The sequence below is a fragment of the Candidatus Saganbacteria bacterium genome (assembly GCA_016223245.1).
Classification (GTDB): domain Bacteria; phylum Margulisbacteria; class WOR-1; order XYC2-FULL-46-14; family XYC2-FULL-37-10; genus JACRPL01.
Genome location: JACRPL010000017.1, coordinates 1 through 13201, shown reverse-complemented (window position 1 = coordinate 13201; position 13201 = coordinate 1). Strand labels below are relative to the sequence as shown.

Annotated in this window: 12 protein-coding genes and 1 tRNA gene; 4 read left to right on the top strand and 9 right to left on the bottom strand. The window is 43.9% G+C overall.

Features of this window, described 5'->3' with window-relative positions:
* The first annotated feature begins 28 nt into the window (after positions 1 to 28).
* From HZC34_06695 to folD, 3 genes are all read left to right on the top strand, one after another.
* Positions 29 to 667: a KH domain-containing protein gene (locus HZC34_06695; protein MBI5701505.1), complete on the top strand. Its 639-nt coding sequence runs from the start codon at positions 29 to 31 to the stop codon at positions 665 to 667.
* Entirely contained in the window at positions 654 to 1961 is a 1308-nt protein-coding gene (gene mnmE / locus HZC34_06690) for a tRNA uridine-5-carboxymethylaminomethyl(34) synthesis GTPase MnmE (protein ID MBI5701504.1), read from the top strand. Before HZC34_06695 ends, mnmE begins: the two co-directional genes overlap by 14 nt.
* 96 nt (positions 1962 to 2057) lie before the next feature.
* The gene (gene folD / locus HZC34_06685; GenBank protein MBI5701503.1) at positions 2058 to 2918 is read left to right on the top strand and encodes a bifunctional methylenetetrahydrofolate dehydrogenase/methenyltetrahydrofolate cyclohydrolase FolD; all 861 of its coding nucleotides are present in this window, start codon (positions 2058 to 2060) and stop codon (positions 2916 to 2918) included.
* Here folD and rseP read toward each other — a convergent pair.
* From rseP to tuf, 8 genes are all read right to left on the bottom strand, one after another.
* Positions 2878 to 3927 carry an RIP metalloprotease RseP gene (gene rseP / locus HZC34_06680; GenBank protein ID MBI5701502.1) on the bottom strand — a complete coding sequence of 350 codons (1050 nt, stop codon included), beginning with the start codon at positions 3925 to 3927 and terminating at the stop codon, positions 2878 to 2880. The two genes, folD and rseP, sit on opposite strands and share 41 nt — an antisense overlap.
* Positions 3912 to 4832, bottom strand: coding sequence for a Gfo/Idh/MocA family oxidoreductase (locus HZC34_06675; protein ID MBI5701501.1), 921 nt, complete (start codon positions 4830 to 4832; stop codon positions 3912 to 3914). The genes rseP and HZC34_06675 overlap by 16 nt, the downstream gene beginning before the upstream one ends.
* A complete protein-coding gene (locus tag HZC34_06670; protein MBI5701500.1) occupies positions 4819 to 5928 on the bottom strand; it encodes a DegT/DnrJ/EryC1/StrS family aminotransferase in 1110 nt (369 codons plus the stop codon). The genes HZC34_06675 and HZC34_06670 overlap by 14 nt, the downstream gene beginning before the upstream one ends.
* Before the next feature lie 19 nt (positions 5929 to 5947).
* Entirely contained in the window at positions 5948 to 7078 is a 1131-nt protein-coding gene (gene lpxB, locus HZC34_06665) for a lipid-A-disaccharide synthase (protein ID MBI5701499.1), read from the bottom strand.
* Positions 7075 to 8355, bottom strand: coding sequence for an acyl-ACP--UDP-N-acetylglucosamine O-acyltransferase (gene lpxA, locus HZC34_06660; protein MBI5701498.1), 1281 nt, complete (start codon positions 8353 to 8355; stop codon positions 7075 to 7077). Before lpxA ends, lpxB begins: the two co-directional genes overlap by 4 nt.
* Positions 8355 to 9167, bottom strand: coding sequence for a UDP-3-O-[3-hydroxymyristoyl] N-acetylglucosamine deacetylase (lpxC, locus tag HZC34_06655; GenBank protein MBI5701497.1), 813 nt, complete (start codon positions 9165 to 9167; stop codon positions 8355 to 8357). The genes lpxA and lpxC overlap by 1 nt, the downstream gene beginning before the upstream one ends.
* Complete coding sequence (locus tag HZC34_06650) at positions 9136 to 10407, bottom strand: VanW family protein (protein MBI5701496.1); 1272 nt, start codon at positions 10405 to 10407, stop codon at positions 9136 to 9138. Before HZC34_06650 ends, lpxC begins: the two co-directional genes overlap by 32 nt.
* A 61-nt stretch (positions 10408 to 10468) precedes the next feature.
* Complete coding sequence (tuf, locus tag HZC34_06645; GenBank protein MBI5701495.1) at positions 10469 to 11659, bottom strand: elongation factor Tu; 1191 nt, start codon at positions 11657 to 11659, stop codon at positions 10469 to 10471.
* 192 nt (positions 11660 to 11851) lie between these two features.
* Between tuf and HZC34_06640 the strand changes: the two genes are divergently transcribed.
* Positions 11852 to 12772 (top strand): integrase, encoded by a 921-nt coding sequence (locus HZC34_06640; GenBank protein ID MBI5701494.1) that lies wholly within the window; start codon positions 11852 to 11854, stop codon positions 12770 to 12772.
* 67 nt (positions 12773 to 12839) lie between these two features.
* On the opposite strand, the gene HZC34_06635 is transcribed toward HZC34_06640, so the two are convergent.
* A tRNA-Thr gene (locus HZC34_06635) sits at positions 12840 to 12912 on the bottom strand.
* Positions 12913 to 13201 lie beyond the last annotated feature (289 nt).

Here is a 13201-nt window from a genome sequence, read left to right as displayed (position 1 = left end):
AATTTTATAGTTTATAGGAGGGCATATTGTGAAAAAGATCAGAATTAAGGGGAAATCTATAGAAGAGGCCGCGGCAAATGGTTTAAAAATATTGGGGCTGGAAGAGGGGAATGCGCGGGTGGTTACAATTTCAGAAGGTAAAGCGGGGGTTTTGGGCATGTTTGGAGGAGAGGAGGCAGAGGTGGAGATCAGGCAGGTTATTTCGAAGGCTGAAGACGCCAAGGAGGTCTTGCAGGAGATCATTAATAAGCTTGGTCTTATGGCGGTTGCTGATATTGAATCAGAATCAAATGATGCAATAATGCTTGAGGTTAAAGGCGAGGATCTTGGAATGATAATAGGCAAGGAGGGGGCCATGCTAAGAGCTTTACAAATAATAGTTTCATCCATAGTTGGGCGAGATTTTTCAGAGAGGGTTAGGGTTTATGTAGATGCTGGGGGATATCGAAATAAGCAAGAGATGGCTATTGGACGGATCGCAGAAGATGCGGCAAAGGATGTTATTGAATCGGGTGTTGCAAAAGTGCTTCCTCCGATGTCGGCCGCCGATAGGAGGATCATACACATGGCGCTTAAAGACAACAAGAAGGTTGTAACGGTCAGTCGGGGAGAGGGCCCAAATCGTAGGCTTGTAATTTGTCCTAATACCGATAATGTTTCTGGATGATATAATTGCTGCAATTGCTACGCCAATAGGGCATAGCGGAATCGGTGTCGTTAGGGTTAGCGGTTCAGGGTCGTACGAGATCACTAAAAAACTGCTCGCGACAGATAAAATAACCCCAAATATGGCTTACCACGCTCGATTGAACGGCATTCGCGATGATGTTATTGTCATTTTCTTCAAATCCCCTACAAGCTACACTGGCGAGGACTCTCTGGAGATATCCTGCCATGGAAATCCGATCATTCTCAATAATGTTCTGTCGTTATTATTTGAAATGGGCGCTAGGCAGGCGCATGGCGGCGAATTCACTAAGAGATCATTCATGAATGGCAAGATCGACCTAGTGCAGGCGGAGGCGGTCCAGGGCTTAATTGAGGCGCAGTCGGCCGAAATGGTTAAAATAGCGTCATCCCATCTTTTTGGCGCATTGTCATTGGAGATCAATGGTATTAAGGCGGAGTGCCTTGGGCTAATTGCCCATATGCAGGCAGCTATTGACTTTCCAGATGATGTTTCAATGGTTGCGGGTCTTATTGAAGGAGCCGCGGAGATACTTCTGAAAATTGATTTCTTGTTATCCACAGCTCAATACGGGCGCCTTATGAGATCGGGAATTAAGGTTGCAATTCTTGGCAAGCCAAATGTTGGAAAATCTAGCTTGCTAAATGCCTTGATTGGGTCACAAAGGGCGATTGTAACTGATATTCCCGGTACTACTAGAGACAGTATTATTGAAGCTGTCAATGTCAACGGGCTTATCATTAATTTTATTGATACTGCTGGAATAAGGGACGCTGAAAATATGGCAGAGGAGCTAAGTATTGGCGAAACGAGGCGAGTTGCCGAATCTTCAGATATTATCCTTGCTGTTTTAGATGGATCATCTGAATTAAACAACCTGGATTTGGAAATCATGGCCTATATACAAGGCAAAAATAGCTTATTGGTGATCAATAAGTGCGATCTTCGCGTGTTGCTAGATGGTAAGGGATTACAAGTGTCGGCAAAAACCGGCTATGGCATTCAAGGGCTAAAAAATGCAATATATGATCGATTCATTGGAAAAAATAATGCGCCAGATTTTGCCTTGACATCAGAAAGGCAGATCAATTGTCTCCGCATGGCAAAATCGTCGTTGCAAAGAATTGTGCGTAGGGATAAAATAGATCATGATCTCGAAATGGTTTCAGCTGACATGCAGGAGGCATTGGCGGCCTTGGATGAAATGCTGGGCACAGGCCTTGGAGATGACTTGATCGATCGAATATTCGTTGATTTCTGTGTTGGAAAATAGAGAGTGAATTTTCTATTGAATGTTTCACGTGAAACAATTACTTCGGCGGGCAGGCGTGAAAAAAAATAAGCTGTGGATAAGGGGTGTGTATAACTTATGGTAAGAATTATTGATGGAAAGAGTGTTGCAGATGGCATTAAGGATGATTTGAGGGGTAGGGTGAGGCAACTAAAAGAATCTGGAGTCGTTCCTAACCTCTCGGTGATATTGGTCGGGGGCGATCCGGCTTCACAGGTTTATGTAAGGAATAAGGAAAAGGGATGCGAATCCATTGGAATGTTATCAAATATTGTTTGCCTTCCCGAATCCGCATCTGTGGATCAAATTATCGCTGAAATTAATCGCATCAACAGCGACATGTCTGTTCATGGGCTTCTAGTTCAACTGCCGCTCCCCAAAGGCTTGAATGAAAGAGCTATTTTGGACGTGATATCCCCCGAAAAGGATGTCGATGGACTGCATATTTCAAATATGGGGAGGCTTTTAAAGGGAGAAGCGGCATTATTTATGCCATGCACGCCCCAAGGCATAATGGAGCTGATAATGTCTACGGGTATAAGCATCTCCGGCAAGCATGCTGTTGTGGTTGGGCGTAGCAATATCGTCGGGAAGCCTATTTCGCTAATGTTATTGGCGGCAAATGCAACTGTTACGATATGCCATTCTAAAACGGAAGCAATAGATAATGTTATTCGATCTGGGGATATCGTTGTTGTGGCTGTTGGGCGGCCAAAGCTTATAAAGGGCAATTCTATTAAGGATGGCGCAGTTGTTATTGACGTTGGGATCAACCGCCAAGGCGGCAAGCTTGTTGGGGATGTTGATTTTGATTCCGCGAAAGATAAGGCCTCATATATTACACCTGTCCCTGGAGGGGTGGGGCCAATGACTATTGCAATGCTTTTAAAGAATACAATTATCTCGGCCGAAAGATCCTTAAAAAATCGTTCAGCGTAACTAGCGCCATTAGGGCGAGAAGGAATATTAGGCCCCATTGGTGAATCTTTTTTTGAAGATCCTCGCTTACCCTTTTTCTTGTGACCATTTCGATCAATGCGAATACAATGTGCCCCCCGTCTAATGCAGGCAATGGCAGCAGATTTAGTACCCCGATGTTTACGTTGAGGAAGGCGGTAAATTGAAGTAAGGCTAGAAGGCCAGAACTTGCGTACTTCCCTGTGATCTGGGCAATGCCCACGGGTCCCGCAAGATCGGACAAGGCTACGGAGCCAGTTACTAATTTGAACAGAATTATGAACATTAGGGCGATCATTGATAGTGTTTGTTGGAATCCAAAGAATATGGCCTCAAGCGGGTTTACCTTTGAATATATGGGCAGTGGAGTGAAGCCTAAAAGGTCAACTTTAAGTTTTGTGTTGTATATCGGGGTTGCGGTGATCCCAAATGTATGATTTCCACGTTTAATTGTAAATTTGACCTGCTTGCCATCACTTTTGTGTATAGATTCGATCACTTCTTCCATTTTTATGTCTTTTTTCCCGTTAAAAACAATTATCTGGTCACCGGATTTTAGCCCTGCTTTTTCTGCCGCCGATTTTGGCTGGACTTGATCTATCACATTTGATAGTGTTTTTGGTACGCCATAAATTCCAAAGACAAAAGCAAGTATTACGACAGAAAGAAAGATGTTCATCATTGGCCCAAACAATGCCATTAATAATCTTGATAGGGGAGGCTTTGAAAAATATTTTTGGTTCTCCAGGATCGGCGCGCTGTCTTTTCCCGCTTCATCCATTCCGGCAATGCTTACGTAGGCAAGTATTGGGATAAGATTTATCGAATAGGTTGTTTCGCTTTTTTTGAACGAGAAGATCCTTGGGCCGAACCCGATGCCGCATTCGGGAATATACATGCCGGCTTTTTTGGCCATTAGAAAATGTCCGCCTTCATGCACCAATGCGATCAGAGTAAAAATTATGATGAACGAGATCAATGAGATAAGCATTTTTGTTCAACCTCCTCGGCTAATTTTGCGACATAAATAGCTTGGTTTCCCGTGCATTTTGGCGGTCTATTTTTCCTGATTGCCGAATAGAAGTCTTTATGTTCGAGCCACAATTGGTCGGCGATAATTGTTACAATTTCTTCCTTATTCGACAGCGAGCCGTAATTCCTTTTGTACAGTTTCTTTTCCAGCAGGTCAACATCATAGATGGCATGGTCTGTTGTAATCACCATCTTGCGAACCTTTTCATTTATGCCTCTATTACACGAAATTCTAGCTATCAGCCCATCCTTGAAATAGAAGGTCGAGTCGACTTCATCGAGCAGTTCCGACTTGGTTTTTTTGCCCGATGCTTTAATGGAATCGAGCGGCGACTTGGCCATGGTCGATAGCAGGTCGATGTCGTGGATCATCATATCCCAAACGACGCTTGCGTCTGATATTCTCGCGGGGTAGGGGCTGAATCTTTTGATCTCAATGCCGAGGATCTTCTCGTTCTTTACGATCGAAAATGCTTTCGTGAATGCCGGATTGAATCGCTCTATCATCCCGACCGCGAGAATACAATTATTTCTTTCGGCTTCGTTTGTGATCGTTTCAGATGTTGTGCTGTCCAAGCTTAATGGTTTCTCTACTAATAAGTGTTTCTTTTTTGAAATAATAATAGACGCGATTTCTGGGTGGGTGGAGGTTGGGGTCGCGACAACAATGGCTTCAACTTTTTCTAATAATTGTTCGATCGAACTAAAGGATGTTGTGGAATATTTTGCGGCGATTTCCGAAGCCTTGCTTTGGTCGGCGTCAAAGGCTCCTATCAGTTTTGCATCGGGGTGAGATCCGGCGGTTTTTACATGAAAGGAACCCATGGCGCCGCAGCCAATAACCCCGACCTTAACTTTGGCCATAAAACTCCGCTATGGCCTTTGCTGTTTCTTCTATCTCGCCGTCAGTAAGCTCGGGAAAGATGGGCAGGGACAATACTTCGTCTTGAGCCTTTTCAGATTCAGGCAGATCTCCCGGATTGTAATTTAAATTTGAAAACGCTTTCTGTAAATGAAGAGATAGTGGGTAGTACACCATTGCCCCTATGCTCTTTGATCTTAAAAAACTGATCAAGGCATCTCTTTTTGGTGCTCTTATAGTAAATTGGTTGTATGCATGGTAGGAATTGGCCTGTTCGACAGGAAGATTGATAGCTGTAACTTTTGACAGAAGCTTTCTATATTTCTCGGATGTTTCTCTTCTTTTATTAATCCAATCATCTAAATATCTGAATCTTATAAGCAAAATTGCGGCTTGAATAGAATCCAGTCTGCTATTGTACCCGATGTAATCGTAATAATATGTAACTTTGCTGCCATGTCCGCGTAGAACTCCAATCATTTCCGCCAATTCGTCAGAATTTGTAGTTACAAGCCCTCCGTCGCCAAAGCAGCCTAGATTTTTTGTTGGGAAGAACGAGAAGCATCCAATATTGCCAATTGTCCCAACATATTTATTTTCATATTTTGACCCGATCGCCTGTGCGCAATCTTCGATCACTTTCAAATTATGTTTTTTTGCTATCTTCAATATTTCATGCATGTTAGACGGCTGGCCGTATAAGTGAACGGGCAGGATGGCTTTTGTTTTATTTGTTAATTTTTCCTCGATCAATTTTGGATCGATATTAAATGTACCAGGATCAATATCTACAAAGACCGGCTTTGCCCCGCAATAGCTTATGGCTTCTGCAGTTGCGACGAACGTGAACGGGGTAGTTATAATTTCATCATGAGGCTTTAGGTCCAAGGCTTTTAGGGAAAGCATGAGCGCATCAGTCCCGGATGCAACGCCTATGGCGTGTTTGGCATTTAAATATTTTGCAGAATAAGATTCAAGCTCGCTTACTTTTGGGCCCAGAATAAAGGCGCAGCTATCTAGTGTTTCCGCGACAGCCTTGTCGATCTCGGGTCTTATTGATGATAATTGTCTTTTAAGATCAAAAAATGGAACTGCCATGAAGTAAAATTATATCATTTTATATGGGAGCCGTAAAGTTTAGTATGGCTTGAGCCGCTTTAGATATGACAGGCCTTTGGCCAAGCAGCCGCAGCAGCTTATTGTTGTATAATTTTGATTTTTTTTTTAATATATTTAATGAAGCTGCGGCGATTGCTTCTGGTTTCGCTTTGTCCTGTACGAACTCTTCAATAAATTTTTCATCCAATAAAATATTCGGCATGCTGAAATACTTCATCTTCTTATCTATCTTCAAAATATTCTTTCCGATCCAATAAGTCAGGGGATTTAGCTTATATATCATTATATTTTGGGTTCCAAGTATAGACGCCTCAAGGTTTATTGTGCCCGACGCCGCCAAGGCTAGATCGGAAATATTTAATACGTCGTATTTGTATCCCTCAACGAGATCCGCCTTTATTTTATACTTTGCCAGTATTTTTTCTATTTGCGGCTTTAGCCAGCCGGAAGAGACCAATATTATAAGTTTTATTTCCGGAATATTTTCTTTTATTATTTCGGCGGCCTTTATAAGGATCGGGAAAAGATTTTTGATCTCCTGCACGCGGCTTCCCGGGCAAAGGCAAATTAGCGGACTTTTACCGGGATTGAAAAGATTTTGGGCTTCTTCTCTTGAATAGGTCGGCTTAACTATATCCAATAGCGGGTGGCCAAAATATAATACGTTCGCTTTTGCCGCGTCGTATATTTTATATTCTTTTTCAAATATTGCTATTATCAAGTCTAATGATTTTGCGATCTTCAATAAATTCTTATCGCTTCCCCAAAGCCATTCCTGCGGCGCGATGTAATATATCGTTTTGATCCCAATCTTTTTTGCATATTGCGCCAATGGTACATTAAATCCCTGCGAATCGATCAAGATCAATGCGTCGGGCCTTTCCGCGAGCAATAATTCTTTTGCTGTTGAAAAGAACGAATAAATTGAACGAAGATTAGGAAGTGTTTCTAATATTCCGATAGTCCCCCTGGGGCTCATATCGAACAAGACATTGACTCCGGAGGCTCTCATATGCTCGCTGCCAATGCCTAGGAAGGTTGATAGCGGTGCGATCTTTTTTATTTCTTCTACAAGATGCGCGGCATGCATGTCTCCGCTTGTTTCACAAGCCGAGATGAAAAACTTCATATCCCAAGTTCTGGCAATTCCGGAAGGAGCAATTCTTCTTCGATCTCTTCCAGCGCGACTTTTTTGCTTATACCTCTTTTGCTTTCTTCAGATAAGAATGATATTAAATGTTTTATTTCATCAAGGGGCCTTAATCTGTTTTTAAGTGCTTCAATTATTTTGTCGGTCGATTGTTTCGCTTCGTATATCAGCTTGAAAGCCTTTTTGATCTCGGACTGCGCCTCGAACGAGATCCCGCGCCTTTGCAAGCCGATAGAATTTATTCCGCGGACTTCGGATGGGTTGCCTTCCACAAGCATGAATGGCGGAATATCCTGCACAACTTTTGTTAGGGCGCCGACCATGGAGAGCCTGCCTACCCGCACGAACTGGTGAATGGCGGACATCCCGCCAATAGTTACCTGGTCTTCAATTATTGTGTGCCCGCCGAGGCCGACATATCCGCCTATTACGACCTGGTTCCCTATTATACAATTATGCGGGACATGCGCATGGATCATGATAAAATTTTCGTCGCCAATTACTGTTTTCCCGCCATCAATACCGGCCGGCAGGTGGATGGTCACAAATTCCCTAATTGTATTTTTGCTGCCTATTATTACTTGCCCTTTTTCGCCTTTATATTTGAAGTCTTGCGGAGCCGCGCCAATTGAAACGCTTTGATGTATCTTATTATCCTGGCCGATCTTTGTCCATCTGTTGATGACGCTGTGCGCGCCGACAATAGTTCTATCCCCGATCTCGACTTCCGGGCCTATTACCGCGTATGGACCGATCTGCACGCCATTTCCAAGTATTGCCGTCGGGTGGACGGTCGAGGTCGGATGGATAGAACTTCCTTTTGCCCCTCCCTGGTCGACAAGAGAGAAGGTAAATTCGCCTTCACATGCGATGTCGCCTTCAACCGTGGCTGTTCCTTTTATTTTCCCAAGCCCGCGCTTGAGCCAAAGCACTTCAACCACTATCTTCATCTGGTCCCCGGGAAGAACAGGCCTTCTAAATCGGACATTGTCTATCCCGGCAAAAAAAACGATCTTGCCAAGCGAAGACGGAGCGCGCAGGGCCATAATAGCTCCAACTTGCGCCAATGACTCAATGATGAGGACGCCGGGCATGACTGGCTGACCTGGAAAATGCCCCTGGAAAAATGGTTCATTTATTGTAACATTTTTTATTGCTACAATTTTTTTGCCTTCCTCCATATCGAGGATCTTATCTACAAGAAGGAAAGGATACCTGTGGGGCAGGGTCTTTAGGATGTCGTTTACGTCTTGCATTATTTTGCTCCTTTTCCTATCTCTCTTATTTTTTTTGCAAGAGCGATATTCAATTTGTGGCCGGACTTTACAGCGTTGATTTTTGCTTTTATGTCTGACCCGACCAGCTCAAGATCGCCGATAAGGTCGAGTATCTTATGGCGCACCGGTTCGTTTTCGAACCTGGGGGAATTTACATATCCTGACCGGCTTAATACCAGCGCATTTTCAGTCGATGCGCCAAACGCCATGCCGCATTTTTTTAAATTTTCAAGTTCTTCAAGGTACCCGAATGTCCTTGCTTGCGATATCTCATCGAGATAATTCGAAGAAAAAGTGAATTCTTGATACCCGATTATTGGGAAGTCTACCATAAATTTTATTTCAAATCCATCATAAGGCAAAGCTTCAATTGATGCCCCGCCGTCTTTAAGATAAATAGGAGAATCGATTTCTACAACTTGCCTTTTCCCTTCAAATTCCCTAATTCCGGCAGACATTAACGCTTTGGCGAAAGGATATGCGCTCCCGTCCATCGCGGGAGGCTCGTTTGTCGATAATTCGATATCAAGCGCGCCAATGCCAAGCCCGCTTACCGCCGAAAGAACATGTTCGACAACTTGGATATCTCCAAGCGCCGTACCGCGGTTTGTCCCGGTGACATAGTCAGCTATTGCGGGGAGCTTTTTGCCTCGATAGATAAAAAAGATCCCGACCTCGTTGCCGGGCAAGAAGGTCAATTTTGAGCTTTGCCCGGAATGCAGAGCAATCCCTGACAGCGAAACGGGATCGGCTATTGTTTTAACGGGGCTCGGGCCTTTTGATTGGAACATTTGATTTTTCTCCATAGAGCTTATAGTAGCTTCGGATGGTTTCTTTTTTTATTGCTTCTCCAGAAGCGTTATAAACAGTCCTTACAACGACAGTCCTAAACGGCGCGTCGGAAGCGATCGCGCTTCGCAGGTTTGACGGGTGGAATGAGCCGTCTTCGCCTAAAAGATAAATGCTTGGATTGCTAAACTCAACTTTTTTCCCGGTTGAAGTCCCAAATATCCTGAATGAAAGCTTTCTGTTATTTGCAACAGCTTTAATAAGGACAGGGCGGCCGGTGTTGTTCTTAAATTTAAAATCAGCCGACCCTGGGTATACCGTCGCATCCCGCCCGAGAGGATATATATTAAAATAGAAAGAATGGTTCCTTCTAGAAATAATTTCTAGGTCAGCCAATTGGACCGCGTTGTAAAGCGTTGTGCCGATCTGGCAGGTGCCGCCCCCGAGCTGCGGAACCAATTCGCCGTTCATTATAACAAAGGCTTCTTTAAAACCCCTTTCCGCCGTAAAGTCCCCGATATTTTCTGAAAGGGACATGACTTCATCGGGAAGAATGATCGTATTATTCAACCATGAGGCGATAAGCTTGATATTGTGTATCCTGTTTTTCGAATCATGCGTGCCATAATAGGTTGTGAACGCCGAAAGCCTAAAAACAGGGGGATGTTCCCGGAGCATGGTTTCAGTGATCTTAGGCTTTGTTGTAATTTCAATATCAAGGGCTATAATCGGCTTCCCCGAGTCCAGGGCTTGTTTTAGGTTCTCCAGCGTGTTGCTGATGCGGAGTTTGCGGCCAAATTTTTCGGGATAAATATGGTATCCCCCGGTAGATTCATCTATTGTTATTTTTGCATCGACAGGAGGGGCATCAAGTTGCTGGGCTATCTCCAAAATGATCTCTTGCGCAGTTTCAGGGACAAATGAGAATTTTGCTGGATACACCCTGTATTTTCCCGAAAGCTTTTGTGAAAGAGTTTTAAGATAATTGCCGCCGTGGGACAGGGAAAAGGCCTGCGATACGGTTTCTGTTGCTTTTACGAATATCCCCAAATCCCTTGGAGAGAACGAAAAACTTTCGCCCGAGTTTACGAATGCAACTGTCCCTGGCAGCAAATCTGAAACCGGGCTTTGGTTTAGTTTTATCACGGCTTCTTCGGCGGTCAACCCTGAAACATCGACTTTTTCAATTAATGTTCTTGGGCTGAATTTATTTTGGGTTGTAAAGAAGTCAAAAAGAATCATCCCCCCTAGTAATAGGAGGGATAATATTGCGGATATAACAAGGAGCCTTAATATACTTTTGTTATTCAATAATCTTTGTTACCGATCCGGCCCCGACCGTATGGCCTCCTTCACGGATCGCAAAACGCATTTCTTCTTCAACAGCAACTTCGTTAATTAGCTCTACTGTCATAACTGTGTTATCTCCAGGCATGACCATTTCAACTTTTTCAGGAAGCTTGATCTCTCCTGTCACATCGGTTGTCCTGATAAAGAATTGCGGCTTATAGCCTGGGAAGAACGGGGTATGCCGCCCGCCTTCTTCTTTTGCCAAAACGTAAACTTGCGCCTCAAACTTTCTGTGGGGTTTGACCGATCCTGTTTTTGCAAGCACCATGCCCCGCTTTAGCTCTTCTTTTTCGACGCCTCTCAAAAGCAACCCAACGTTGTCTCCGGCTAATCCTTCGTCCAAGAATTTCCTGAACATTTCAACGCCGGTAACCGTTGTTTTTTTGTGCGCGCCAAGGCCTATTAATTCCACTTCTTCATTGACCTTGACTTTTCCGCGTTCGATCCTTCCAGTTGCGACCGTTCCGCGTCCGGTGATCGAAAATATGTCTTCGATAGGCATAAGAAAAGGCTTGTCTACCGGTCTTACGGGATCAGGAATATATGTATCAAGCGCATTCATAAGATCAAGAATTGGTTTGGCGGCTGCCGCGTCCGTTGGATTTTCCATGGCTTTTAATGCGGAGCCTCTGATTATCGGTATGTCGTCGCCTGGGAATTGGTATTTCTTAAGAAGATCACGGGTTTCAACTTCAACTAAGTCGATAAGTTCTGGATCGTCAACCATGTCGCATTTATTTAAAAATACAACCATGAATGGCACGTTAACTTGGCGCGCTAATAGGATATGTTCACGAGTTTGAGGCATCGGTCCGTCGGCCGCTGAAACTACAAGTATTGCGCCGTCCATTTGGGCAGCGCCTATGACCATGTTCTTTACATAGTCCGCGTGTCCGGGGCAGTCGATGTGGGCATAATGCCTTTTGTCTGTTTCGTATTCAACGTGCGCGATAGCAATTGTGATACCGCGGGCTTTCTCTTCCGGCGCCGCGTCGATCTCGTCGAATTTCTTTGCTTTTGCCAATCCTTTTGCCGCCAATACGCTTGTGATCGCCGATGTTAGTGTTGTCTTTCCGTGATCTACGTGTCCGATCGTCCCGACGTTTACGTGCGTCTTGTTCCTCTGAAACTTCTCTCTTGCCATTTTTTATTTTCCTCCTTAAATTAACTTACCTGCCCGTCCGGCAGGCGGGCAACAAACAACTTACAACTGACAATAATACCAGCTGGGGAAGGATTTTGTCAAGGGTATGAATTGCCTCATATTAAATCTTACCCAAAAAGCATTCGTTGACTCATAATTGACCTTACCGAAAATTTCTAAGAAGGAGGCAATATGAGTCCAAACAGCAAGCGGGAGTACCTTAAGAAGATCAGAGCACGATATTTAATCGCGACGAGAAAAGAGAAAAGGGCGATTCTGGATGAATTCTGTCAAGTATGCGGTTATCACCGCAAGTATGCCATCGCATTATTGCTGCGAGGGGTAAAAGCTAACAAAAAGCGATCCGGTCCGGTGCCAATCTACGCCCACAATTCCGTTACCGGCACTTTAAAATATTTATGGGTTAAGTCCGGCTATCTTTGCTCAAAGAGATTAAAGGCGGCTATGCCTTTATGGCTGCCATGGTATCAGCAAACTTCCGGCTTGGCGCAGGAATATGTTGACAAACTGCTGGGAATGTCGCCATCAACGATGGACCGCTATCTGAAACAGATAAAAGCCAAAGTAAAAATTAAGGGGAAAAGCTTAACCAAGCCGGGAAAATTACTCAAACAACATATCCCCATCGAAACAGCAAAATGGGATACAACCCAGCCGGGATTTTTAGAAGCGGACACAGTCGCTCATTACAGAAAGCGCAAAATTGTCTTCACTCGCTCCCGACCCTATAAGAAAGAAGATAACGCCCACGTGGAACAGAAAAACTGGACGAAGGTTAGGCATTTATTTGGTTATCAGCGTCTGGATAAGCCAGAATTTGTCGTCTTGATGAATGATATTTACAAGAACGAATGGCGGCTATTGCAGAATTTCTTTTCCCCATCAGTAAAGTTAATGACTAAGACTCGTTTCGGTGCCAAAATCAAAAAAGAACACGATAAACCCAAGACTCCTTATCAACGGATTTTAGAAAGCGAAGCTATCTCTCAAGCTATGAAGGCTGAACTTACCCGGCTCTTTAAAACCCTTAATCCGTTTATGTTAAAAGCTTCTCTTGAGGAAAAACTTAATGCAATACTCAAGCGATCATAGTAAGATTATCCGTGAGGCAACAATTCACCCTTCGGTAAGGTTTTCCCATGAGTCAACGCAGGGTAAAAGCCCGCGATCGGGATTGAACCGATGACCTCCTACTTACCAAGCAGGTGCTCTACCAACTGAGCTACACGGGCATCAACACAGTTAACTAACCGCTTCAAATTGCTCTACTCCCGCCTCTACATATAAAAATGAGACTAGTTAGGAACAGTGCCCTCGGACCTAAATTTGAGAAATTCCCAACTTCCTTCGCTAATGCCATTATAACTTGTCAAGCCCCCTGACCTCAAGCTCGATTTTTATCGCCTCTTACAGCATGCCAGCCTGTCTTACAATACAATAAAAATATCTTTTTGAGTTTTTTGTCCAAAAAATCAATGCGTACGCACCTTCTTCTTCGTGCTCAATTCTGGGTTTTTAGCT

Bases quoted from the DNA above. Each gene is read 5' to 3' on its own strand.
- lpxB (MBI5701499.1), bottom strand. From the start codon at position 7,078: ATGAAGTTTTTCATCTCGGCTTGTGAAACAAGCGGAGACATGCATGCC.
- mnmE (MBI5701504.1), top strand. From the start codon at position 654: ATGTTTCTGGATGATATAATTGCTGCAATTGCTACGCCAATAGGGCAT.
- lpxA (MBI5701498.1), bottom strand. From the start codon at position 8,355: ATGCAAGACGTAAACGACATCCTAAAGACCCTGCCCCACAGGTATCCT.
- HZC34_06640 (MBI5701494.1), top strand. From the start codon at position 11,852: ATGAGTCCAAACAGCAAGCGGGAGTACCTTAAGAAGATCAGAGCACGA.
- rseP (MBI5701502.1), bottom strand. From the start codon at position 3,927: ATGCTTATCTCATTGATCTCGTTCATCATAATTTTTACTCTGATCGCA.
- HZC34_06670 (MBI5701500.1), bottom strand. From the start codon at position 5,928: ATGGCAGTTCCATTTTTTGATCTTAAAAGACAATTATCATCAATAAGA.
- HZC34_06650 (MBI5701496.1), bottom strand. From the start codon at position 10,407: ATGATTCTTTTTGACTTCTTTACAACCCAAAATAAATTCAGCCCAAGA.
- tuf (MBI5701495.1), bottom strand. From the start codon at position 11,659: ATGGCAAGAGAGAAGTTTCAGAGGAACAAGACGCACGTAAACGTCGGG.
- folD (MBI5701503.1), top strand. From the start codon at position 2,058: ATGGTAAGAATTATTGATGGAAAGAGTGTTGCAGATGGCATTAAGGAT.
- lpxC (MBI5701497.1), bottom strand. From the start codon at position 9,167: ATGTTCCAATCAAAAGGCCCGAGCCCCGTTAAAACAATAGCCGATCCC.
- HZC34_06675 (MBI5701501.1), bottom strand. From the start codon at position 4,832: ATGGCCAAAGTTAAGGTCGGGGTTATTGGCTGCGGCGCCATGGGTTCC.